This window comes from Saccharopolyspora dendranthemae, from assembly GCF_007829955.1.
Taxonomy (GTDB): Bacteria; Actinomycetota; Actinomycetes; order Mycobacteriales; family Pseudonocardiaceae; genus Saccharopolyspora; species Saccharopolyspora dendranthemae.
Genome location: NZ_VIWX01000001.1, coordinates 550804 through 574273, shown reverse-complemented (window position 1 = coordinate 574273; position 23470 = coordinate 550804). Strand labels below are relative to the sequence as shown.

Annotated in this window: 22 protein-coding genes; 6 read left to right on the top strand and 16 right to left on the bottom strand. The window is 70.3% G+C overall.

The genetic code is table 11. From position 1 onward, the window contains the following. Positions 1–118: 118 nt before the first annotated feature. Entirely contained in the window at positions 119–2773 is a 2655-nt protein-coding gene (locus FHU35_RS02505; protein WP_145736292.1) for a glycosyl hydrolase family 65 domain-containing protein, read from the bottom strand. A gap of 266 nt (positions 2774–3039) precedes the next feature. On the opposite strand from FHU35_RS02505, the gene FHU35_RS02500 reads away from it, so the two are divergent. Then, positions 3040–4134, top strand: a complete 1095-nt coding sequence (locus FHU35_RS02500) for a hypothetical protein (protein ID WP_246110027.1) — start codon at positions 3040–3042, stop codon at positions 4132–4134. A 194-nt stretch (positions 4135–4328) separates the two neighbouring features. On the opposite strand, the gene FHU35_RS02495 is transcribed toward FHU35_RS02500, so the two are convergent. Beyond that, the gene (locus FHU35_RS02495) at positions 4329–4883 is read right to left on the bottom strand and encodes a TetR/AcrR family transcriptional regulator (protein ID WP_145736290.1); all 555 of its coding nucleotides are present in this window, start codon (positions 4881–4883) and stop codon (positions 4329–4331) included. A 58-nt stretch (positions 4884–4941) separates the two neighbouring features. On the opposite strand from FHU35_RS02495, the gene FHU35_RS02490 reads away from it, so the two are divergent. After that, positions 4942–5598 carry a haloacid dehalogenase type II gene (locus tag FHU35_RS02490; RefSeq protein WP_145736288.1) on the top strand — a complete coding sequence of 219 codons (657 nt, stop codon included), beginning with the start codon at positions 4942–4944 and terminating at the stop codon, positions 5596–5598. Here the strand turns inward: FHU35_RS02490 and FHU35_RS02485 are convergent. Beyond that, complete coding sequence (locus tag FHU35_RS02485) at positions 5591–6520, bottom strand: oxygenase MpaB family protein (protein ID WP_145736285.1); 930 nt, start codon at positions 6518–6520, stop codon at positions 5591–5593. The genes FHU35_RS02490 and FHU35_RS02485 overlap by 8 nt on opposite strands. Before the next feature lie 252 nt (positions 6521–6772). Between FHU35_RS02485 and FHU35_RS02480 the strand changes: the two genes are divergently transcribed. Together FHU35_RS02480 and FHU35_RS02475 are read left to right on the top strand one after the other, a co-directional pair. Next, positions 6773–7915: an acyl-CoA dehydrogenase family protein gene (locus tag FHU35_RS02480; RefSeq protein ID WP_145736282.1), complete on the top strand. Its 1143-nt coding sequence runs from the start codon at positions 6773–6775 to the stop codon at positions 7913–7915. Positions 7916–8093: 178 nt separating this feature from the next. Next, positions 8094–8885, top strand: coding sequence for a DUF1684 domain-containing protein (locus FHU35_RS02475; RefSeq protein ID WP_145736280.1), 792 nt, complete (start codon positions 8094–8096; stop codon positions 8883–8885). A 7-nt stretch (positions 8886–8892) separates the two neighbouring features. On the opposite strand, the gene FHU35_RS02470 is transcribed toward FHU35_RS02475, so the two are convergent. From FHU35_RS02470 to FHU35_RS02420, 11 genes are all read right to left on the bottom strand, one after another. Next, entirely contained in the window at positions 8893–9438 is a 546-nt protein-coding gene (locus FHU35_RS02470; protein ID WP_145736279.1) for a hypothetical protein, read from the bottom strand. Next, positions 9438–10640: an MCE family protein gene (locus FHU35_RS02465; RefSeq protein ID WP_145736277.1), complete on the bottom strand. Its 1203-nt coding sequence runs from the start codon at positions 10638–10640 to the stop codon at positions 9438–9440. The genes FHU35_RS02470 and FHU35_RS02465 overlap by 1 nt, the downstream gene beginning before the upstream one ends. Next, on the bottom strand, positions 10637–11638 hold the full coding sequence (locus tag FHU35_RS02460; RefSeq protein ID WP_145736275.1) for an MCE family protein: 1002 nt from the start codon (positions 11636–11638) through the stop codon (positions 10637–10639). Before FHU35_RS02460 ends, FHU35_RS02465 begins: the two co-directional genes overlap by 4 nt. Then, positions 11635–12714, bottom strand: a complete 1080-nt coding sequence (locus tag FHU35_RS02455; RefSeq protein WP_145736273.1) for an MCE family protein — start codon at positions 12712–12714, stop codon at positions 11635–11637. The genes FHU35_RS02460 and FHU35_RS02455 overlap by 4 nt, the downstream gene beginning before the upstream one ends. Further along, a complete protein-coding gene (locus FHU35_RS02450) occupies positions 12711–13697 on the bottom strand; it encodes an MCE family protein (RefSeq protein ID WP_145736271.1) in 987 nt (328 codons plus the stop codon). Before FHU35_RS02450 ends, FHU35_RS02455 begins: the two co-directional genes overlap by 4 nt. Then, complete coding sequence (locus FHU35_RS02445) at positions 13694–14689, bottom strand: MCE family protein (RefSeq protein WP_145736269.1); 996 nt, start codon at positions 14687–14689, stop codon at positions 13694–13696. The genes FHU35_RS02450 and FHU35_RS02445 overlap by 4 nt, the downstream gene beginning before the upstream one ends. A 40-nt stretch (positions 14690–14729) precedes the next feature. After that, positions 14730–15887 (bottom strand): MCE family protein, encoded by a 1158-nt coding sequence (locus FHU35_RS02440; protein ID WP_246110026.1) that lies wholly within the window; start codon positions 15885–15887, stop codon positions 14730–14732. Positions 15888–15891: 4 nt separating this feature from the next. Beyond that, complete coding sequence (locus FHU35_RS02435; protein ID WP_145736267.1) at positions 15892–16725, bottom strand: MlaE family ABC transporter permease; 834 nt, start codon at positions 16723–16725, stop codon at positions 15892–15894. Next, positions 16725–17522 (bottom strand): MlaE family ABC transporter permease, encoded by a 798-nt coding sequence (locus FHU35_RS02430; protein WP_145736265.1) that lies wholly within the window; start codon positions 17520–17522, stop codon positions 16725–16727. Before FHU35_RS02430 ends, FHU35_RS02435 begins: the two co-directional genes overlap by 1 nt. 67 nt (positions 17523–17589) lie before the next feature. Further along, positions 17590–18210 carry a TetR/AcrR family transcriptional regulator gene (locus FHU35_RS02425; protein WP_222429263.1) on the bottom strand — a complete coding sequence of 207 codons (621 nt, stop codon included), beginning with the start codon at positions 18208–18210 and terminating at the stop codon, positions 17590–17592. Between the two features lie 117 nt (positions 18211–18327). Continuing rightward, positions 18328–20139 (bottom strand): AMP-dependent synthetase/ligase, encoded by a 1812-nt coding sequence (locus FHU35_RS02420; protein WP_145736264.1) that lies wholly within the window; start codon positions 20137–20139, stop codon positions 18328–18330. A gap of 300 nt (positions 20140–20439) precedes the next feature. Here FHU35_RS02420 and FHU35_RS02415 point away from each other — a divergent pair, with 300 nt between their 5' ends. Then, a complete protein-coding gene (locus FHU35_RS02415; protein WP_145736262.1) occupies positions 20440–21255 on the top strand; it encodes an oxygenase MpaB family protein in 816 nt (271 codons plus the stop codon). Positions 21256–21348: 93 nt separating this feature from the next. On the opposite strand, the gene FHU35_RS02410 is transcribed toward FHU35_RS02415, so the two are convergent. Then, positions 21349–22107 (bottom strand): AraC family transcriptional regulator, encoded by a 759-nt coding sequence (locus FHU35_RS02410; protein ID WP_186459225.1) that lies wholly within the window; start codon positions 22105–22107, stop codon positions 21349–21351. 5 nt (positions 22108–22112) lie between these two features. After that, positions 22113–22484 (bottom strand): DUF4345 domain-containing protein, encoded by a 372-nt coding sequence (locus tag FHU35_RS02405; RefSeq protein WP_145736258.1) that lies wholly within the window; start codon positions 22482–22484, stop codon positions 22113–22115. Positions 22485–22719: 235 nt separating this feature from the next. On the opposite strand from FHU35_RS02405, the gene FHU35_RS02400 reads away from it, so the two are divergent. Further along, complete coding sequence (locus FHU35_RS02400) at positions 22720–23469, top strand: oxidoreductase (RefSeq protein ID WP_145736256.1); 750 nt, start codon at positions 22720–22722, stop codon at positions 23467–23469. Position 23470 lies beyond the last annotated feature (1 nt).

Below are 23470 nucleotides of genomic sequence, written 5' to 3'. Positions count from 1 at the left end.
TGTGGAACCCCGCCCCGGGAGGCTCTTGGCTCGGTGGTTTCCGTGCCTCAGGGCTCTCGGGGCGGGGTTGTGGTTCCGCTAGCGGGTGTCCAGTTCTCCGTGTCTTCTTCTGGCCGGTTTAGCGGACTTCGAGTTCTGTGACGCCGGTGTGCTCCGGGCCCTCGGGGCCGGTGAGCTCGACGCGCACGTAGCGGGCGATGTGGCCCTCCGGCAGTTCCGCCGGGACTTCGGTGAACGTCCTGCCGTCGACCGAGGTCAACAGGCGGTACGCGCTGGGCGCGATCTCGCTGAAGTGCGGGGTGATCCGCGAGATCGGTTGCGCGGCACCGAGGTCGACCGTCGCCGAGCCCTGCGGGCCGTTGAGGTGCCACGGCGTGGACGCGTTGCCGTCGACCGCGGCTTCGGCGTAGCGCCCCGGTTCCTCGCTGCTGGCCTCCGCCGGCTTGCACCGGGCCAGGTTGTCGGTCGGCGCCAGGTCCGGCCTGCGGGTCTTGAGCATCAGCGGCTGCTGCTCGCTGACCACGTGCTCGCCCTGCGGGTCCTGCACCGTGAACGGCTCACCGCTGCGCTGGATCACCGTCGTCTGGTCGGATCCGATGCGAACGTCGAACGTGCGGCCCTGCCACTTCAGCCCGGTCAGCTCGACACCGCTGCCCAGCTGCGGCGGTAGCACGGGATCGAGGACGACCCGGTCGCCGCGCCACCGCATCCCCGTCAGCCCGTGGGTGAAGACCTGCGTGTAGCCACCCGCTCCGGTGAGGAAGTTGAACGTCGGCGCGCCTGCGCCTTCCCCGGCGCGTTCACCGCGCGCCTCGGAGAACTGGGCGAACGGGTCCTTCTCGAACGGGCGGATGGACCGGTCGAGGTAGGTGTTGGTCGCGCAGCCGGGCTCGCCGCCGGCGGCGGCGTCGATGGCGTGCGCCGAGTCGGTCATCGCGGGCCCGTCCGGGTCGGTGCGCGCCGCGTAGTAGTCGAGCGTGTTCCTGGCGACCTCGGGCGGCATGGGCCATTCCAGCGGGTACTGCAGCAGGACCGCGTCGGCCTGCTTGATGCGCTGGCCCGCGTAGCCGTCGTACTGCCGGAACACCTGGGCCTGCTGGTCGAAGGGCATCCGCACCTTGTCGGCGATGGCGTTCCACTCCGGCGGAGCGGGCTCGCCGAGGACCCGGGCGGCTTCGGTGGCGTGGCGCAGGGCGGTGGCCGCGCCCGCGTTGGTGAACACGCCGTCGTTGACCCCGTTGCTGTACTCGTCGGGGCCCGCGACGTTGTTGATCGACACGCTGCCGTCGGGGTTCGGGGTCACCCGGCCCGCCCAGTACTCGGCGACGCCGCGCAGCACCGGCCAGCCGTGCTCGCGCAGCCACGCCTCGTCCCCGGTGGCCAGGTAGTACTGCCAGGTGGACAGCGCGATGTCGCTCTGCAGGTGGTTCTGGGTCAGGCAGTGCGGCGGGTCCCAGCTGTGGCAGTCCTTCTGCAGGTCGCCGCTGTCGGCGCTGGTCCACGGGTAGAAGGCGCCCTGCTGGCCGATCGAGCGGGCGTTCTCGCGCGCGGCGGGCAGCGTCTTCTCGCGGTAGGCGACGACCGACTTGGCGATGTCCGGGTGCTGCAGCAGCAGGCTCGGGTACATCCACAGCTCGGTGTCCCAGAAGTTCAGCCCGGCGTAGTTGTCGCTGCTCAGCCCGGCGGGAGCGACGCTGGTGTCCTGGCCCTCGCGGATGCTGGAGAGGATCGCGTACTTGCTCGACCGCAACGACCGCTGCAGATCCGGGCGGTCGGGGACGCGGATGTCGCTCTCCCACAAGCGCTTCCACGCCTGGACGTGCGCGTTGAGGAGGTCGTCCCAGCCGCGGTCGGCGGCCTCCTGAGACGCCCGCACGGCACCGGCTTCGTGGTCCGGAGTGGTGGTCGACGTGTCGACGCCGACGAACTTGCCGAACTCGTAGGTCTTGCCGCTCCGGGCGTCGAACCGGTACTTCTGCTCGGCGTCGAGCCCGTCCACCCGCTGCTCGGGGGCGCCGCGCACGTCGTCGGGTGCGCTCAGCGTCGAGGCCACGGTGCCCCGCGCGCCGACGCCGTCGGTCTCGAAGCCGACTCGCACGGTCTCGCCCTCGGCCTTGCCCGCGGTCGGGTGCATCCGGCGCGCGCCCGCGCCCTCGATCGCGCCGGCCACCTCGGCCTGCCCGGACCAGCGCGGCGTCACCCGTGCGCGGACGGCTCCGACGTGCGGGTTGGTCCGGTCGGCCACCACGTCGAAGGCGAGGTCGGTGGCCTTGCCGTCGGGGGTGGTCCAGGTCAGCGACGTCGACAGCACGCCGCACTGCACGTTGAGCGCCTGTCGGAAGTGCGAGATCTGCTCGGGCGGGGTCTGCGGGGTGAAGGTGTGCTCACCGGCGCGGACGGTCAGCGACGACCAGGTGGGGATTGCTGCGATCGCGTGCCGCGGGACGTCGCTCTGCGAACTCGGCCCCTCGCCGTAGAAGCCGGTCACGAAAGCCCCGTCGTATCGGGGAGTTTCGAGTGGGAAACCGGTCTTCTCGCCGGTGGCCGCGTAGCCGGCGCCGGTCGGTGGGACGCGCTGCGACAGGTAGCCGTTGCCGACGAAGGCGTGCGCGGTGTAGGCGGGGTCGAACCGGTCGGTCGACAGCTCCCACGTGGCGTCGCTCGCGCAGTGCGAAGGTGGCTTCGCCGGGGCGGCGCCTGCGACGGGCACGAGCGCGGCCGCGGTGACCACCAGCGCGGCGCCCAGCACGCTGCTTGAACGATGCAGTTTCACCCGAGTCATCTCCCGTGTCCGCTTTCGGATGGTGATCGGGAATCCTGCTTCGGCGGATTTCGTTCGTCAAGTCGAGGTGGCGCCGATCAGGTGCCGCTTTTTGCAACACGGGGCGGCAGAACTGCACCTCGAGTAGATGTGGACTCATGAATTCCTTTTCGCGACGACGACTGATCCAATTGTCGGCAGCGGCCGGCGCTGCCGCTCTCGGTGCTGCGTCCTGCGGCATGCGGCCGATGGTGAACGCGGCTCCGAGCGCCGCTCGGTTGAGCCCTCCCAACGGAGTTCTCGGGGCGAACTTCAACGGTGACCCGAAGATCATGACCTGGGCTGGTCTTGAGCAGGCCGAGGCGACCTGGGTGCGCGGCTTCGCGGCGATGCCCGACTTCGACGAGGGGGACAAGGAGGACTCGAACAGCCACCTGGCGGTCGATACCCTGCTGGGGGCGGTTAACCGCGACTACGGTGCCGTGTTGTCGCTGAAGTTCCCCTACTTTCCGAAGAAGAACGAACCGATCCCTCGCCCGGGAACCGAGGAGATGAAGAAGGACCTGGCCAGGGTCGACGCAGTGCTGACCAAGGTGATGGGCGAGGTCGACCTTCTCGTCATCGGCAACGAGCCGTTCATCGAATGCCCGGAGGACGATCGGACCAACGGCGCGATCAACGACTTCTACGAGGCCGTGGCGCAGCACGTGATCGACTACCGGACGAAGAAATTCCCCGACGGGTGCAAGACCGTCCTCTACATGGGCGCGCTGAACTACCTCGACGACCCCAAGTGGATCCACAGCGGTACCGAGCGCTGGATGAAGTACGTCCGCGAGACGCCCGAGATCGAGGGCACCGACATCCACCCGCACGTCAACAAGCCCGACGGTGCCCAGGTGTACCTCGATTACATCCTGCCCAGGCTCGGGGACAAGAAGTTCCTCGCCACCGAGTTCTCCCTGGTGCACCTGTGGGGGGACCACCTCGAGGAGAAGATCCCGGCCGCCTACGCCCAGAAGTACAAAGTTCCGGCGGACACCGAGGTCTGGCAGGTCATCCGCAACGCCCTGGACGAGGCCTTCCCGAAGGAGCGCTGGTACGACTTCCTGCGCGAAAGTCCTTGGTTCGAGGGCAACAAGCACTACCTCAGCGAGCAGATGGCGAAGTTCCGCGCCACCGAGAAGCTCGCCGTCGCCACCTACGGAATCGGCCAGGACGCGGCGATGTCCGAGAACGAATTCACCGAGAAGAGCACCCCGTGGCTGCTCAACAGCATCTACGCCTCCGCGACCGTGCGCCCCGAACCGAACGGTCACGCAGCACCCAACTACGCCTGGCTGGAGGACTTCAAGCGCGCCCAGACCTCGTGAGAGATGGCCGTGGTCGTTCTGCGTGGCGGTTGAAACTGGGGGGTGGGGGAAGTTTTCATGAAAACTTCCCCCACCCCCATTCCGGCGCGGTGCTGGCGTTGGTCGGAGCCGCGATGACCACGCTCGGTCTGGTCGCAGTCCTGACGACGCGTCCCTGCACGCGTTCCGTCTCAGCGAAAGTCCGCGTCGTGCAGTCAGCGTGAGGTGCGTGCTGCGGCGAGGCGCCGGGCCTGCGTGAAAGGGGCCGGGGTGATGTTCAGCAGGAGTGTGGTGAGGGTGCCCTCGTAGATCAGGAGGACGTCTGCGGCGAGTTCTGCGGGGGCTGAAAACCCCTCGGCAGAAGCGATTTCGGTGAGCCGGCCGAGCAGGTGACGCTTGTGCTCGGCGACCACGGCGAGCGCGGGGTGATCCGGGTTGGTGAGCTCCACCGTCGCGTCCACGTGCGCGCAGCCGCGCCGGTGGCCGGTGGTGGTCCACCACCGCTCCAGGGCGTCGAACAGGGCCAGCAGGGGATCGTCGCTCTCGGCGATGACCGCTTCCCAGTCGGCCCGCCACTGCTCATCGCGTTCGGCGAGGTAGGCGGTGACCAGGTTGTCCTTGCCGCCGAAGTGCTTGTAGCAGGTCGCGAGCGACACGCCGGCGCGTTCGACGATCGCGTCGATGCCGGTGGCGTTGATGCCGCGCGCGTAGAACAGCTCATCCGCCGCCGCGAGCAGGCGGTCGCGAGCCGGGGTTGCCCGATTCGTCATCACACCACTAGGGTAACGGTCGTTCTACTAGAACGACCGTTTCACCCTGGGAGGGGACATGCCCGAGATCGAGGCTGTCGCGTTCGACGTCGTCGAAACCCTGATGTCGCTGGAGGAGGTGCCTGGGCGCCTGGCCGAAGGCGGCCATCCGGCCGAGCTCTTCGGTGCGTGGTTCGACCGGGCCGTGCGCGACGGCATGGCGCTCGCCGCCGCAGGTGGCTACCGCAGCTTCGACGAGATTTGCGCCGCCGCGTTGCGCGACATCACTGGTCAGGACGGTCAGGCGACGGTGGATTACGTGCTCGGAGGGTGGGACCGGTTTCCCGCCCACGACGACGTGCTCCCAGCGCTGGAACAACTCCGCGAGGCGGGAGTGCGCGTGATCGGCCTGACGACCGGCTCGGCCGAGACGATCAGGGGATTCTTCGGCCACAACGGGCTGTCCGAGCACGTCGAGGCGGTGTTGTCCTGTGCCGACGTCGGGATCTGGAAACCCGCGCCCGGGGCTTACCACTACGCCGCGGAGTGGTTGGGACTTCAGCCGCACCGCGTGGCGCTCGTCGCCGCACACGCGTGGGACTGCCACGGAGCCACGAGGGCGGGCCTTCGAACCGGGTGGGTCAGCCGCCTCGAAGGCCGCTACAACCCGACTTTCGATCCGGCCGACAGCGTCGGCGACGACCTCCCCTCGACCATCCGGGGTCTCCTCAGCTGAGCTGAGGAGAGGTGGCGGCCTCGGGTTCGGCGGAGACGGGGCACGACATCGGTGGCGGGGCGTCGCGTCGTGCTGACTTGCGGTGGAAGGAAGCCGGTCCCAGGTCGTGGATCCGGTATCCGCCCGGGTAGGTGGCGGCCCTCGGAGTGACGGGTCGGGAATCCGGGCGGGGTGGTGAGCCGAGGCGGAGGAGCTGGCCGCGCGCCTTGAGCGCCAGCTTCACGGCTCCGCGCGCGAACTGCGGCGGCCGGGGCAGCCGCAGCGCGTCGAGCAGGTGCGGGTCCATGAGCAGGCGGGTCGCGTCGCTGACGGTCGACGAGAGCGGCCGGGGGAACCACGAGCCGAACAGGCTCATGGTGGATTCGGCGACGCGCTTGCCGCCCTCGTCGAAGGCGAATCGCTCGCGCTCGTAGTCGTCGAGCAACCGCGCGAAATCCTCGTAGGTGTCCGGGATCCCCTCGATGCGCATGCCCTCGCCCATTCGGCTCCACACTCGCGTCAGCGCGTGGATCTCGTTGCGGTGCAATCGGCGCCAGCCGAACTCGTTGATCCAGCGCACCGGCATGACCACGAATGTCGCCAGGGTGTAGAGGTAGTCCTCGTTGCTGATCCGGTAGCGCCAGTGGATCTGGTTGAGGTGGTCCAGCGCCTGTTCCCGGTCGCGCGCGGAGTCGCCGAGCAGGATCTCGTAGAGCACCAGAACCGTGTCGTCGTAGCGCTTCTGCGTGCACCGGGTGAATTCGCCGGTGCGGTCGAGCAGCCGGCCGATCGTCGGGACCGCGTAGGTGCGGAACAGGGCGAGTTCGAGTGAACGCGTGAAGTCCCAGGGGAATTCGTACTGGGACAGCAGTCGGTAGATCTCGTCGCAGTCCTGCTCGGGGTCCAGAGCGAGGATCGTCTTCAGGCGATCGAAGCGCCGCATTTCAGGGTACCTCCCCAACACCGTCGACGTCTCGAAGCTAACGCCTTGTTGTGCACAGGTCAACAGAGCTGAAAATCCTGACAACGCTGCTAATCGGGGCATCATGGCAGAGCGCCGGCAAGGCATTTATTGACACACTGCCAACAGTGTGGTCAGACTCGGCGGAGGTACATCTCGTGCGAGCTGTGCCGCGCCGGATGACGCGGGCGCGGCGCGGATCGCGCGCTCGCAGCCATGCCTGGAGGGCACGTCATGCCAAGAGTCCTGACCGATGAGCAGCGCGACCTGGTCGACGCCGTCGGGGAGTTCTGCCGCCGCGAGTGCGGCACCCAGGAGCAGCGGGACGAGCTGACCGCTCGCGGCGAGGAGCCGCACAACCAGGAGCTCTACAACAAGCTGGCCGACCTGGGGTGGCTGGGCATCTCCCTGCCCGAGGAGTACGGCGGTGCCGGTCAGGGCATGACCGAGCTGTGCCTGTTCCTGGAGGAGACCGCCTACGGGCGAGTGCCGATGAGCGGGTTCGCGACCACCATCATCACCGCGGCCGCCTACGAGAAGTTCGCCTCGCAGGAGCAGAAGCGCACGGTGCTCGAAGGGGTCGCTCGCGGCCGCGTCGAAGCGGTGTCGATGTCCGAGCCCGGTGCCGGGTCCGACGTGGGCGCGCTGATCTGCCGCGCGGAGCGGACCGACGGCGGCTGGGTGGTCAACGGGCAGAAGACCTGGTGCTCCAACGCCCACATCGCCGACCACGTCCTGCTGATCGCGCGGACCTCGTCCGAGGACTCCAAGCATCGCGGGCTCACTCAGTTCATGGTGCCCACGGACGTCGAAGGGCTGCAGATCAGCGGCATCGAGACGATGGGCGGCCGCGAGGTCAACGACCTGTACTTCACCGACTGCTTCCTGCCGGACTCCGCGGTGGTCGGCACCGTCGGGCAGGCGTGGGCGCAGCTGATGGCGGGCCTGAACCTGGAGCGGATGATCCTGGGCGCGAGCATGGTCGGCGCCGCCCGCCGGGCCTTCGACGACACGCTGGACTACGTCAAGCAGCGGGAGCAGTTCGGTCGGCCGATCGGGTCGTTCCAGGCCCTCAAGCACCGCATCGCCGACATGGCCACCGAGATCGAGTGCGCCCAACTGCTGCTCTACAACGTCGCCGGTGCCATCGACCGCGAGCCGGACCGGATCTTCGCGCGGGAGGCCTCGATGGTGAAGCTCAAGAGCACCGAGCTCGCCAAGCACGTGTCCCTGGAGGGGATGCAGATGCTCGGCGGCTACGGCTACGCCACCGAGTACGGGATGGAGTCGATGCTGCGCTCGACCGTGGTGTCGACGGTCTACGGAGGGACCAGCGAGATCCAGCGGGACATCATCGGCAAGACCTACGGCCTCTGAGGAGCTGTTTCAGGGTCGGTTTGCTCGGCGGTGCGGGGCTCCGTCGCCTTGCGCGTGGGCGGTTCCACGCTGTGGACGGCGCCGCCGGCCTGCTTCCAGCGTCGTATCGTCGAGGGTGTCCCCGCGGTGAGGCGTCCTCGTCCGCCGGACCGGGACGACGCGACGTGATGGAGGGGCCGTGAGCACGTACACCGAGCAGTGGCAGGACTGGCACGCCAACCGGGAGCGCGAGCTCGCCGACCCCTTCGGCTGGCTGGCCCTGGTCTCCTTGGACTGGCTGACCGACGTTCCCGCCACCTACCCCGCAGCGCCGGGCGTGTGGTGGCAGGACGACGAAGCCGCCTACGTCGACCCGCAGGGCGCCGAGCTGTTCCACGAGGGCGAGCCGATCACCGGGGTGCAGCGCTTCGAGCTGGTCAACAGCGGGCCCGGCACGCGGGTGTCGGCCGGTGATGTGGAAGTCGAAGTGGCGCGCCGGTCCGGCTACCTGATCCGGGTGCATTCGCCGAAAGCCGAAGCGCTGCGCGACTTCCGCGGAGTTCCGGCCTACCAGCCCGACCCGGGATGGGTGGTGACGGGCACTTTCGAGCCGTTCGCCGAGCCCCGGCCGACCACGGTCGGTGCCGTCACGCCCGGCCTGAGTCACGTGTACCAGGCGCCCGGTCTCGTGCGCTTCGAGCGCAACGGCACCGAGCACGTGCTGACGGCGTTCAACGGCAAGACCGGGAGCGGACTCAACATCCTGTTCACCGACGCCACCAGCGGCGTGACCACCTACCCGGCGAACCGCTCGGTGCTCACCGCCGAACCGGCCGCCGACGGCACCGTCACGCTCGACTTCAACCGCGCGATCAACCTGCCCTGCGCCTTCACCGATCTCGCCACCTGCCCGCTGCCGCCGGAGGGGAACCACCTGCCGTTCGAGGTCACGGCGGGCGAACTGCTGCCCCACGAGCGCTCCGAGTCCTGAGCACGCATCAGAGGAGCTGAATTCCCTCGATCTGCCAGCGGTCGTCCTCGTGGACGAGGGTCATCTGCATGCGGTTCCGGTCGACGCGGGGCTCGGGGTTGTTCTTGTTGGTGATCTCCTGGTCGACGAACAGGGCGATCACCGCCCGGTTCTGATCGGCCTCGACGGTGGCCGCGGTGAGGACGGTTCCCCGCGAGATGGCCTGGTTCTGCCGGATCAGCTCGGTCAGGCTGGCGCTGACCTGCTCGTACTGCTGGGCGAACTGGCCGTGCGCGTTGGCGGTGACGGCGGCGAAGTTCTGGTCCAGCCGCTGGTAGTCGTAGGTGGAGAGGTCCGTCGCGTAGCGCCGGGCGGCTTCCTTCGCGGACGCGGCGGCCGACTCCGCCGCGGCGTGCTCGCGCAGCTGCAGGCCTGTGAGGGCCAGGGTGCCGAGCAGGAGCGCGGCGACCACCGCTGTCACCAGAACTCGCGGCCTGCGCAGGGCTTTCGCGCTCCGGCGCAGCGGTCCTGGCGCGGCGGTGTCCGGTTCGGCCCGGGTGGTCGTGTCGGTCATCATCGGACTCCTTGCAACGGGATCGAGTACCAGGAGCGGGAGCCGAGCACGTCGCTCTGCCCGCCGGAGGTGCCGAGTCGGAACCCGGCACCGGTGTCGCCGGTCGCGGGGTCGTAGGTGGCCATCGGTCGGGGCGCGTTGGCGGCGCCGCGCTGACCCGTCCGAGGATCGTCGCCCGGGCAGTGCCAGTCCAGCGCCGGATCGCGTGGTTCTGCGTCGGCGGGGGAGCGGCGCTCGGTCGGCGTGACGCACACCGGCCCCTGGGTGATCACCAGGTCGAAGTCGGCGGTGTCTCCGTGCACGATCTCGCCCAGGCCCCCGAAGGTTCCGGGCAGCGTGACCAGCGCGTGCTGCATCGCCGGTCCGCGGACGCTGACGATCTGGCCCGTCGTGACGAGGTTGCCGAGCAGCGCGGTCACCGCGGGCTCGTTGTCGGCCATCAGCCGCGCCACCTGCCGAGTCCCCTCGGGGGCGTTCTCCAGCAGCGACCGGACCTGCGGTTCCTGGCCGCGCGCCTGGTCGCTCAGCGATCTGAGGTTGGCGGCGAGCACCCGCAGCCGGTCGCCCTGCTCACCGCCGGGGCCCACGAAGGCGCGGCCGTTGTCGAGGCTCCGCCGCAGCTGCGGCACGCTCTCGCGGGTCGCGCGCAGCAGCTCGGCCGTGTTGTCCAGGATCCGGGTGAGCTCGGGACCGGCGCCGTTGAGGCCGGTCGCCAGCGCCTCGCCGAGCCGGTCGACGTCGCGCGGATCGATGCTGTCGCCGATCGCGGTGAAGTCGGTCAGCAGCGTCTCCAGCGGCAGCGGGCGGGTGGTGCGCTCGGCCTCGATGACGCTGCCGTCGCGCAGGAACGGGCCCGCGTCGGTGTCCGCGCGCAGGTCGAGGTGCTGCAACGCCATCGGGGTGTCCTGGGCGATCACCGCCCGGGAGGAGGCGGGGATGCGTGCCGAGGCGTTGATCGAGACCAGCACGCTGACCCCGGAGTCCTCGATGCGCACGTCGGTGACGGCGCCGATCTCGACGCCGCGGAACGTCACCAGCGAATCCGGTGTGATGCCGGCGCTGTCGGGCATCCGCACGGACACGTGGTTCGGTTCGGAGATCATGTGCGGGCGCACCACGTTGGTCACCACGTAGAGCGTGCAGCCGATGCTGATCAGCACGAACAGGGCGATCTGCACGAGCATCAACCGGTCCTGCTTCACGGCGGTCCCCCTCCCGGTGGCGCGGGCGGTGCGGCGCCCGGGGCGACGATCTCGCCGAGAGTGCCCGGCACGTCCAGGGTTCCGTTGAACAGCACGTAGTCACCCGGCGTGGCCTGCTGGAACAGCCGCGAGAAGTGGGCGAGTCCGTCGAGCGTGCGCCCCAACTCCCCGTCGAAGCCGCGCAGCTCGTCGAGGACCGGGCGCAGCTGGTGCACCTCGTGGGTGAGGGTGCCTGCGGTGCGCCGGGTGAGCTCGTGGGTGCTGGCGCTCAGCGACGCGGTGTTGGTCAGCAGCCGGCCGAAGCGCTCGCGCTCGGCCAGCAGCACGTCGATCCCGGGCTTGATCTCGGTGAACGTCGCTTCCAGCAGCGGCTCGTTGCGCGCCAGCTCCTCGGAGGCCGCGTGCATCGAGGTGATGATCTGGTCGATGTCCTCGCGGTGCCGTTGCAGCGACCCCAGCACCGACTGCAGCTCGTGCAGCAGGTCGCGGACATCGTCCTCGCGGCCGTGCAAGGCGGTGTTGAGCTCGCCGACGACGGTGCGCGCCTGGTCGAGACCGGAACCGTTGAGCACGGTTCCCACAGCCGCCAGGGTGTCCTCGATGTCGGGTCCGCGCGTGGTGCGCTCGATCGGGATGACCGCGCCGTCGGCCAGCTGGGGGCCGCCGGGCGGCCGGTCCAGCATCACGAACGCCTCGCCGAGCGGTGACGCCAGCTGCAGCTGGGCGGACGTGCCGCTGGGCAGCGGGAGGTCCGCGTCGATGTCCATCTCCACGAGCGCCAGGAAGTCGCGGGTGCGGATGGCGGTGACCCGGCCGACCTCGGCCTGCCCGGAACGCACGACACCGCCCAGCGGCAGCCTGCCCGCGTCGGCGAACACGGCGGTGACGTGCTTGCTCGGGACGCCGAGGCCGGTGCCGATTCCCGCGTTCTGCAGGTTCAGCCCGCACGACGAGGTCGTCAGCACCGCGAGCAGCGCGGCGATCGCGCGTCGTCTCATCGGCCACCTCCGGTGGAGCCGCCGGGCAGCGGGAGGGGGATCGGAATGGGGATCGGGTTGACGATGCCGGGGCCGTCGCACAGCGGGAGCGGCAGCCGTGCGCACAGGGCGGCGGTGGTGTCGAACTGCCGGAGGTTGGTCGACACGTCCAGCCGCAGCCGCATCCGCTCGTCGGGGGCGAGGGTGCGCTGCAGGTTGTCCAGTCCCAACGGCAGCACGTCGAGGGTTTCGCCGAGTTGCTGCTGGTGGTCCGACAGCGTCTGCGACAGCCTGGTGAGCTGCGCGACGTCGCCGGTGAGCTGGTCGCCGTGGTTCCGGATCAGGTCGTTGACCTGCGTCAGCGACGACGACAGGCGGGTCAGGGCGTCGCCGATCTGCTGGCCCTGGGCGTTGAAGTCGGCGGTGAGGCCGGTGGTGCTGGACGCGATGGAGTCTATTGTGGACTTCCGCTCGACGAGCAGCGCGAGCAGCCGGTCGACGTTGGCCAGCACCGCCTTGATGTCGCCGCTGCCGTCGGCGAGCACCTCGGTCGCCTGGCTGACGTGGGTGATCGCCTCCCGGATCGCGGGCCCCTGGCCGTCCAGCGAGTCCGCGCCGACGCGCATCAGCTCGCCGAGCCCGCCCGGTGCTCCGCCTTGCGGGCCGAGGGCCTTGAGCAGGGTGTCCAGCGAACCGGTGAGCTCGTCCCACTTGATCGGGGAATGCGTGCGCTGCAACGGGATCGATGCGCCGTCGGCGAGCTTCGGGCCGCCGGTGTAGGCCGGGCCGAGCTCGACGTAGCGGTCGGAGATCACCGCCGGGCTGACGATGTAGGCGTGGGCGTCGCCGGGGATCTCGGTGTCCGGCGGCAGGTCCATCGTCACCTCCACCGCGGTTCCGGAGGGCTGCACAGACCGCACGGTGCCGACCGGAACCCCGAGGATCGCGACCCGGTTTCCGGGGTAGATGCCGTCGGCGAACGCGAAATCCGCTGACACGGCCAGGGTCTGGTGCGGACGCAGCAGTCCGTACCAGCCCGTGGTGGCCAGCGCCGCGAGCAGGCACGCGGCGGCGGCGATCTTCGTCGCGGTGTTCATCGGCACCCCTCGAGCAGCCCCGCGACGCACAGGACGTTGTCCGGGACGGGACCGAGCGGCGCCGAAACATCGCCCCACGGACCGTTCCCGGACGCGTTGGTGACGTAGCGGCTCGCGGGACCCAGCTGGCGCAGGCTCTCGGCGATGTCGCGGTCGCTGCGCTCCAGCGCGTCGGTGATGGTGTGCAGGTCGGTCAGCAGCGGGTCGATGACCTCGCGGTTGTCGCGCAGGAGACCGTCGAGCTGCGCGGTGATGCCGTCGAGGTCGGTGATCAGCTGCCGCAGCGTGGCGCGCCGCTGGTCGAGCACCCCGGCGATCAGGCGGGCGTCGCCGAGCATGGTGACCAGCGAGCGCTGCTCGTCGAGCAGCGTGGCGGTCAGCGACTGGGTGCCGCGCAGCAGTGCGTCGATCTGCTCGCCGCGCTGGCCGAGGACCTGCGCCGCGTCGCTGATCCCGGCCAGCGCGTCGCCGGTGAGCCGCGGATCGGCCGGAGCAGCCTGGCGCAGGGTGCTGATCATCCGCTGCAGCTGGTCGGCGTCCAGACCCGCGGTGGTGGCGGTGGCGCCCCGGCTGATCTCGTCGAGGCTGTAGGGAACCGCGGTGCGCTCCAGCGGGATCGGGCCGTCCAGCTCGCCCGGCCCGGCCGGTTCGACCTGGAGGTAGCGGGTCCCGAGCACGGTGCGGATCTTGATCCCGGCGCGCGTGCCGGTCCCCAGCCGCTGCCCCGCGTCGACCCGGAAGGTCACCAGCACCCGGTCGCCCGCCAGCTCCACGCCGGTCACCCTCCCGGCGGGGACCCCGGCGACGCTGACCGGCGTGCCGGTGGTCAGCCCGGCGGCGTTGGCGAACTCCGCGACGTGCTCGTCGGTCCGGGCGCGAAAGGCCAGCTGCGGCACCAGGACCGCGGCCAGCAGCAGCGCGGCGGCCGTGATCGCGGCGATCGTGCCGTTGCGCAGCGCCTTGCCCGGCAGCACCTGAGTCATCGGCACACCTCCGTGTGCGGTCCCGCGCCCAGGTTCACGCCCAATCCGCCGGCCGTGACGCTGAGGTTGCAGATGTAGACGTTGACCCACGACCCGTACCCGCCGGCCCGGTTGAGCGAGGTGAGGAAGCCGGGCAGCTCGTGCGCGGCGGTGGCGAAGCGCTGCTGGTCGCGCACCATCGCGGCGCTGATCCGCTGCATCGAGCGCACGTCGTGCGACAGGCCCGGGCCGATGTCGCCGAGCACGTCGTTCAGCGAACCCGCCAGCGCCGCACCGCTGTCCACCGATTCGGCGATCTGCGGGGCCTGCTGCGCCGCCGCCGAGGTCAGCTGCGAGAGCCCGGAGATCAGGCCGCGCATCTGCTCGCGGTTCTGGTGCAGCGTGCCCAGCACGGTGTTGAGGTTGTCCACCACCTGCCCGATGACCTGGTCCTGCTCGGCGAGCGCGGAGGTGACCGCGACGACCTTGGCCAGCAGGTCGGTGATCGTCCCGCGCTCGCCGTCGAAGACCGCGACGATCTCACCCGCCAGCTGGTTCACCTGCTGCGGATCGATCGCCTCGAACAGCGGCTTGAACCCGTTGAGCAGAGCCGTGAGATCCAGCGGCGGACGCGTCCGCTCCAGCGGGATCTCCGCGCCCTCGGTCAGCGGCGGCCCGCCCGAACCGGGTGCGAGCGACAGGAATCGGCCGCCGAGCATGTCCGCGTAGCGCACCGCCGCCACGCCACCCGACGGGATCCGCTGGTCGGCGGCGAGCTCGAAGGACACCCGGGCGAGCCCGTCGTCGAGCGCGACCTCGCTGACCTTGCCGACGCGCACGCCCGCGACCATCACGTCGCTGCCCGGGATCAGCCCCTCGGCGTTGGTGAACACCGCGCGGTACTGCCGGGTCGAGCCGAGGACCGGGTTGCCGATGGTGTTGATCACGACGGTCCCGCACAGCAGCGAGACGACCACGAACCCTGCGAGCCTGATCCACGGCACGCGCTTCACGGCGTCATCACCTCCGAGCCGCGCACCACCGGGCCGAGCATCACCCGAGCAGGTCCGGCGACGGGGGAGCCGGCGGCGCGCCCTCCGGCGCGGGCAGCAGCGGAGCGAGCCGCCGCAGGACCTCGTCCTCCTGCGGCGAGCCGACGGGACCGATCGGGCCGGCGTCGGCCGCCGCGCAGTTCGGGCCGCGCAGCGCGCCGTAGCGCGGGCAGTCCCGCGCGTCGTAGGGGTGCGGGCTCTCCAGGCTCGCCTTCGCGCGGATCTTGAAGAACCCCGTGGAGAACGCGCGGTTCGCGCCGTCCAGGAAGGCGTCGACGCCCGCCTTGGCGTCGCCGAGCGCGCCCGGATTCGCGTTCAGGATGTCGGTGATCGGGTCGGCGGTGCGCACCAGCTGCACGGCCCGATCGCCGTTGGCGTCGAGGAAGCGCTGGGCCCGGTCGGTGGCCTCGATGCCGCCGGAGAGCAGCGAACCGATGTTCTCCCGCTCCTGGACCACCACCGCCGACAGCGCGACCGCGTTGTCCAGCGTCCGGACGAGATCCGGGGCAGCGGCCCGCAGATCGTCGCTGACCGCGGCCATCGTCCGCAGGTCGGCTCCGAGGCCGTCCAGGACGGGCGCGGCCTCGTCCATCAGCGCGGCGCTGTCGTCGATCATCCCGCCCAGCCGCGCCCCGCGCCCCCGCAGCGAGTCTGCCACAGCCGTCAGGGCCACCTGCAGCTGCGCGGGTTCCAGCGCGTCGAGCAGCTGGTACATCCGCGTGTAGGTGGTGTAGAGCTGCGCGGTGGGCCGCGAGGTGTCCGGGGCGAGTTCCGCCCCCGCCACGAGCCTTGCGCCGCTGCGCCTCTCGGGTCCGGCGAGGTCGAGGTACTGGTTGCCGAACAGGGTTCGGGGAAGCAGCCTGACCACGACGTCGGCCGGGATCTCGCTGATCCGCTCCGGGTCGAGCCGCAGGGTCAGCCGCGCACCGCCGTCGTCCGGTTCGACCTCCGCGAGCGTCCCGACCTCGATGCCGCGGAACTGCACCGGGGTGCTCTCCCGGATCGGTCCTGCCGCGGCGGGCAGCGTCGTCGTCACCTCCGGTTCGGACCGGAACATCCCGGCACTGCCCGCGACGGCGGCCACCGCGCCGAGAGCCAGGACCGCGATCGCCGCAGCTCCGCGCAAGGCCAGGGACGCCCGTTCGCTCCTGCGTGCCATCGGCTCACAACCCCAGCGCCGGCAGCGAGGGCCGCACGCCCCAGAACAGCAGGCTCAGCAGCACGTCGACCACCGTGATCGCCACGATGCTGGTGCGCAGCGCACGCCCGGCCGCCTTGCCGACGCCCTCCGGGCCGCCGGTCGCGTAGTAGCCGTGCGCGCAGTGGATCAAGGTCACGATCAGCGCGAACACCACTGCCTTGACCAGCGAGAACAGCACGTCGGTCGGGGTGAGCGCCAGGTGGAAGTAGGCGTTGTAGGTGCCGGGGGAGTCGCCGTTGAGGTAGACGATGGCGAATCCGGTGGCCATGTACGAGGCGAACAACCCCACCAGGTACAGCGGGATCACCGAGATGAACGCCGCGGCCATCCGGGTGCTGACCAGGTAGCGCAGCGACGGGATCGCCAGCGATTCCAGCGCGTCGATCTCCTCCGCGACCCGCATGGTGCCCAGCTGCGCGGTGAAACCGGTCCCGACCTTCGCCGCGAGCGCGATGCTGGCCACGATCGGCGCGATCTCGCGGGTGTTGACCAGTGCGCCCATCAGCCCGGTCATCGGTGACATGCCCAGCAGGTCGAGGCCTCGGTAGCCCTCCAGGCCGACCTGCGTGCTGGAGACGAACGACATCGCGAAGACCACGCCGACCGTCCCGCCACCGGCCAGCAGCGACGCCGAGCCGAAGCTGATCTCGGTCACCAGCCGCACGATGTGCTTGGGGTAGCGCACCAGAACGGCCGGGACGCCCGCGATCGCGCGGACGTAGAAGGTCACGTGCAGCCCGATCAGCGCCAGGTTGCTCACGACCGACGAGGCGATCCGGGACGGCGCGGCGAGCATCAGAACTCACCCTTCGCCGGGACCAGGACGGGGTAGAGCTCGGTGAGGGCCGTGTTGGCGATGAACACGCACACGAAGCAGATCACCACGGCCTCGTTCACGGCGTTGGCCACCCCGCCCGGCCCGCCCTGGGCGGTCATCCCCTTGAAACAGGCCACCAGCGCCGTGAGCACGGCGAACGCCGCCGCTTTGACCAGCGCCATCACGAAGTCCGAGACGCGCGAGTACTGCACCAGCGTCTGCAGGAACATGCCGGGCGAGGCGCCCAGGACCGAGACCTGGAACAGGAACGTGGTGGCGATGCCGACCAGCATCACGATGCAGGCCAGCAGCATCGTGGTCACCACGGCCGCGATCACCCGCGGCACCACGAGGCGTTCGAGCGTGCGCACGCCCATCACCTCGAGCGCGTCGATCTCCTCGCGGATCGTGCGCGCGCCCAGGTCGGCGCACATCGCCGATCCGCCGATCCCGGCGATCATCAGCGCGCACACCAGGGGAGCGGCCTGCCCGACCACGACGAAGGCGACCACCGCCCCGCCGTAGCCCTCGGCGCCGATCTGACTGGCCAGCGACCCCACGTTGAGCGCCACCACAACGCCCAGCGGGATCGTCACCAGCAGCGACGGGAGCGTGGTGACCACGGCCAGGAAGTGGACCTGGTGCAGGCACTCCCGCCAGGCGAGCCGCGCGCGGGCGAGCACGCGGGCGGTGGCCGCGACCGTCCTCGCGCCGAAGTCCAGCAGCAGCCCCGCTTGCAGCAGCGCGTCCACGACGGGACCGGGAGTTCGGCTCATCCGCTGCTCCCCGATCGGGGAGACGTCACGCGCGCACGAGAACTGCTGCCGGAGAGCGGGTTCCGGGTCAGCTGTCGCGAACGGCGGGGAACACCACGTTCACCAGGTGCAGCACCGAGCGGGTCAGCATCACGTGCAGATCGCTGCGGCTGAGGCTGCCGCGCACCAGCCACTCCCGGGACGCGGCCTTGAGCATGGCGCTCTGCGCCCGGATCATCGCCCGCAGCTTCTCGCGACCCTCGGTGACGTCGGCCATCATCGCGGCCTCCAGCACCCGATCGGTCGCGATCTCGTCGGCCTCCAGCATGATCCGCTCGACCTCGTCGTCGTGGCCGATCGCCTCCGAGCCGATCGCCGACAACCACATGTCCCGGTTCCGCTCGACGACGTCCAGCCAGCGGTCCACGCAGATCGACAGCCGCTCCTCGGCGGTCGTCGGGGGCAGCCGCTCGGAGACCGACGCCGGGATGACCATCATCTGCCGCACGACCTCCAGGTAGAGTTCGCGCTTGCTGCCGAAGTAGTGGTTGATCAGCGCTCGCGCCACGCCCGCCTCGGCCGCGATGTCCGAAGTGGACACCGTCGAGAAGCTGCCCCTGCCGAACAGCTTGCGGGCCACCGCCAGGATCTCGGCGCGCCGCGCGTCGGGCTCCATCCGTCGCCGCTGGACCGGGCGCTGGGCGTTCATGCCGACTCCTCACCGATGACCGTTCGTGTGTCAACAAGGTACCGCAAGCGTCTTGTTGACGCGGCCAGCGGTGCTGGTCGCGGCCGGGATGTGCGGTGTTGTCCGGCTGCCAATATCTCACCGGTACATCCCTTCGACGGTGTCCGCGTAACGCTCGGCGATCACCTTCCGGCGGAGGCTGAGCTTGGGCGTGAGCTCGCCGGACTCGGCGCTCCACGGACCCGCGAGAACCCGGAAGGTCTTGACCTGCTCGACCCGGGCCAGCGCCTGGTTGGCCCGCGCCACCGCTTCCTCCAGAGCGCTGCGCACCTCGGGGTGGGCGGCGAGCTCCCGGAGATCGGTCGTGTCGACGCCGTGGGACTTGGCCCACCCGGGAGCGGCGTCCTCGTCGAGCACCAGCAGCGCGGTCACGTAGCGGCGCTCGTCGCCGATCGCCACGGCCTGGCCGACGAGCGGGTGCGCCCGCAGCAGCGATTCGACCTTGGTGGGCGCGATGTTCTTGCCACCCGCGGTGATGATGATCTCCTTCTTGCGGTCGGTGATCCGCACGATGCCGCGCTCGTCCAGCGCCCCGATGTCGCCGGTGGGCAGCCACCCCTCGGCGTCGGTGGCCGGGTCGATCGCGCCGTCCTCCTGCAGGTAGCCCGCGAAGACCACCGGGCCGCGCACCAGCAGCTCGCCGTCCTCGGCCACGCGGACCTCCATGCCGGGGCCCGGCCGCCCGACCGCGCCGAGCGCGAAGACCTCCGGGGTGCTCACCGTCGCCGCGCCGGTCGTCTCGCTGAGCCCCCACACCTCGTAGACGGCGAGCCCGATGCTCGCCAGGAATTCCAGCGCACTCGTGGGGATCGGGGCGGCGCCGCTGAACGCGCGGTGGCAGTCCTCGAGCCCGATGGCCGCGCGGATCGGTCGCAGTGCCGCTTCGTCGACCTGCTCGTAGCGCTGCGCCAGCTCGGCCGGAACCGCCTCGCCCGCTGATCGCAGCCGGAAGACCTCCAGCGCGATCTCGCGCGCCTGCTCGATCGCCCCGGCCTGATCCGCCGGGAGCGCGGCCAGCTTCGCCCGCAGGCCCGCGGCGAGCTTCTCCCACACCCGGGGAACGCCGAAGAAGCCGTGGGGGCGCACCGAAGCCAGCGTCGGCAGCAGCTGGGCCTGGTCCTCGCAGAGGGTGACGTGGCCGGCGTTGCAGATCGGCATGTAGATGCCCAGCACGCGCTCGGCGATGTGCGCCAGCGGCAGGTAGGCGACCGACCGCGGGTGCTCGGGGACGTGGACGAGGTGATCCTGCATCAGCGACTCGTGGATGACGTTGCGATGCGTGAGCACGACGCCCTTGGGGTCGCCGGTGGTGCCGGAGGTGTAGACGACGGTCAGCGGCGAGTCCGGATCGGCCTGGTCGACGAGCTTCTCGAAAGCGGCGTCGGGGTGCGGAGGTTCACCGCGGAGGTCGGCGTAGTCGACGAAGCTCGGGTCGGGGGTGATGTCCGGGTCCACGGTCACGACGGTCCGCAGGTGGGGCAGCTCGCCGAGCACCGGGCGCCAGCGGCGCAGCTGCTCCTCGCCCTCCAGCACCAGGACCGTCGCCTTGCTGTGCTGGGCGACGAAGCGGATCTGCTCGGTGCTCAGGGTGTCGTAGGTGGTGCAGGGCAGCGCACCGATGTGGATCGCCGCGAGGTCGACCACCCAGTGCTCAGGCCGCTTGGACATCGAGATCAGCACGCGGTCGCCGCGTCGCACGCCCAGAGCGGTGAACCCGGTGGTCAGCGCGGCGACCTCGGTGCGCAGCTGGGACCAGGTCAGGGTGCCGGCGTCGGGGTCGATCCCGCTGGTGAGCGCGGGCTGGTCGGGGAAGTCCTGCGCGTTGCGGCGCAGCAGGCCCGGGATGGTCAGGCCGTCGACGGCTCGGTGTACCTGCTCGGTTGTGGTCACGGCCTGTTCCCTCCGTTGCGAACCCTGGGCGCACCTACTGCGTCGACACGCTGAACCGCTGTTGCCGAGATGTCAACAGCTTTCGCCCGATCGTTCGCGAAGACAGCGAACCCAACCGAACAGAGCCGTATACATGAGGACAGGTCCAACAGGATCTATTGACAGCCAGTCAATAGAAGGCAGAATTCTCAGCCGGGCCACCGGCCGGCCCGGGTCCATCCGGCGCGGCGTGGGGGTGGATTCGCATTTCTCGCGACATGCGAAACCTCGATCCCGGCCGGGTGAGGACAGGAGGCGGTCATGACACCGGCGGAGGAGTTCGGCGACGTCATCGTCGGCGCGGGCCTGATGGCCGGTGCGGCGAACGTGATCATGCAGCTGGGGCGCCCGGGAGTCGGCTACGGCGTCCTGGAGAGCACGGTGGACAGCGGAAACCTCTTCACACACCCCTACAAGCGCTCCCGCACCACCTTCACCTACCTGTCGGTGGCGACGCTGGGGACCGACGAGGAGAAGAAGGCCTACCGGCGGTCGGTCAACCGGTCGCACGCCCAGGTCCGCTCCGGTGAGTCGAGCCCGGTGAAGTACAACGCGTTCGACCCGCAGCTGCAGCTGTGGGTGGCGGCGTGCCTGTACAAGGGTTACGAGGACTCGTTCGTCGCGATGTCGGGGCGGCCCGTCCCGGAAGACCGCCGCGAGGCGATCTACGCCGCCTCCGCTCCGCTCGGGACGACGCTGCAGGTCAAGCCCGAGATGTGGCCCGCGACGCGTGAGGAGTTCGACGACTACTGGGAGAAGAACCTCGCCGAGGTCCGCATCGACGAACCGGTCCGCAGGCACCTCCTGGACATCGCCGAGCTCCGCTTCCTCCCCGCGGCCCTGCGAGTTCCGCTCGCCCCGTTCAACAGGTTCATCACCACCGGTTTCCTGCCGCAGACCTTCCGCGACCAGATGGGTCTGAGCTGGACCCGCCGCGACCAGCGCCGCTTCGACCGGATCACCCGCACGATCGGCGCGGTGGCGCTCCGGCTGCCGATGCCGCTGCGCCGATTCCCCTTCAACTACTTCCTCTGGGACCTCCGCCGCCGCATGCGCGCGGGAAAACCCCTGGTCTGATTCGCTCGAAGATTTCCGGGCCCCGCTGACGGGATCCGGCGCACCCCTGCGGCGAGGGCGAAGTGGATCGCAGCGCTCGCCCTCAGCGTGCGCTCACGGCCGGTGTGCTGGCGCGCTTCGCGTGATCGCGGGCGCGGTGGTGATCTGGGTGCCACCGGCCAGCAGGGTCGTTGCGGACAGGCCGAACATGCGGCGGAAGGTGTCGCTGAAGTGGCTCGCGGAGGCGAAACCCGCGTCGGTCGCCGCCGTGGTGAGGCTCGCGCCCGCTTCGACGGCGGCGCCGACGCGCAGCATCCGGGACCAGACCCGGAACCGGCGGAAGCTGGTGCCCGCGTTCTCCGAGAACAGGTGGAGGAAGCGGGATTTCGACAGCCCGAACTCGGCGGCGAGCTCACCGGCGTCCCGTTCGCGCTCGGGTTCGGCCAGCAGCGAGTCCATCGCCGCCCGGATCCTCCGGTCGATGCACCGCTGCGATGGTGCGCCGAGTGCGAACCGGTGGAGTTCGTCGGGTTCGTGCACGTGGTCGAGCACGGCCAGTTCGTCGCGGTGCGTGGCGGTGATCGTTCCCAGTGCTTCGGCCATGAGCTCGCGCACGCCCGCGGAATCGGTGCGGGAATCCAAGTAGTGGAACAGCATCCGGCCCGCGCCGGCCTCGATCCGGTGCGGGAGACGTGCCGGGATCAGCGCGCTGCGACGGTGCCAGACACCGTCGGGGGCGTGCACCACGAACGCGTCATCCACGCCGAACGCGAGGCAGTGGACCGGGGTGGAGTGCAGGTCCCACCGCAACTGCGGACCCAGGTACGCGGCCTGGCCCGGCCACAGCCACACCCTCGCGCGTTCGGCGGTCATGGCCGTCATGGTCGCACGACGCCGATGATCAGCCCGCCCGCGACGGCTTCCACCAGGAAGTAGAACCAGATCGGGTAGAAGGCGGTCGGGGAGTCGACGAGCCGCGAGATCAGCCGTCCGGCGGCCATGCCCGCCAACGCGATGCCGACTGCCCAGGCCGCGCCGGTGCGCAGCGGGTCGTCTCCCGCCGCGCACCACCCGAGCACCCCGGCCACGGCCAAGCCGAAACCGCCGTAGACGGCACGCACTTCCGACCTGCTGGTGGCGCTGGAGACGACCAGCCCGAACGGCCGCACCAGCGCGGCGGGAACCACCAGCGCCGACACCCCCATCCCGGCGAAGAAGACCGCACCCAGCGCCAGAACCGCTTCCCGCATCGATCGCCCCTCCTGGTGAAGACCTCGGGGAAGCATCCTCACCCGGTGCGCCCCGGGTGCGCTTCCGAGAACGTGCTGCGCGGTGGCATAGGGAGCGCCTATGCGGTCGGCTGCGTTTTCGTCTTTGCCCGCGCGTTTCGAGCGGACGTAGCGTGAAGTCGTTCGGGTCGCGACGGGTGTGAGTTCGAAAAACGCTGCGCGCGGCTGATTTCGGAAAGAACTTCGAGGAGAGGTCATGACCGCGTTCGGAATTCGGGAGTTCGAGGGGAAGCGCGCCCTGGTGACGGGTGGTTCCCGGGGGATTGGAGCGGCCGTCGTGCGCGGTCTGCTCGACGCGGGGGCCCAGGTGCTCACGACCGCCAGAACGGCCACCAGTGCGCCGGAAGGGGCGTCACTCGTCACCGCCGACGTGCGCGGACGCGCCGGGGTCGAGGAGATCGTCGAGGCCGCTCACGACGTGCTGGGCGGGGTGGACGTGCTGGTCGAGAACGTGGGCGGCGCGCAACCGCACGAGCAGGCCACGGCGATCCCGGACGAGGAGTGGCAGGAGGCGCTGGACCTGAACTTCCTCGCCTCGGTGCGCTTGGACTCGCTGCTGGCACCGGGCATGCGGGAACGTCGGTCGGGGGCGATCGTGCACGTGTCCTCGGCGGCGATCTACAGCCCACCGCCGCAGTTCCTGCACTACGCGGCGGCGAAGATGGCGCTGGAGACCTACAGCAGGGGACTGGCCGCTGAGCTGGCGCCGCACGGGGTGCGGGTCAACACCGTCACGCCGGGCCGGGTGGCGACGCCGGGCGGGGAACAGACGCGCCGGCAGTGGGCGCAGCTGGAGCCGGGGCAGGACGCGGCCCCGGTCCCGCTCGGCCGGGAAGGAGCGCCGGAGGACATCGCCAACGCGGTCCTGTTCCTCGCCTCCGGCCGAGCGCAGTGGGTGACCGGCAGCAAGCTCGTCGTCGACGGCGGTGAGTTCCACCGGGGCTGAA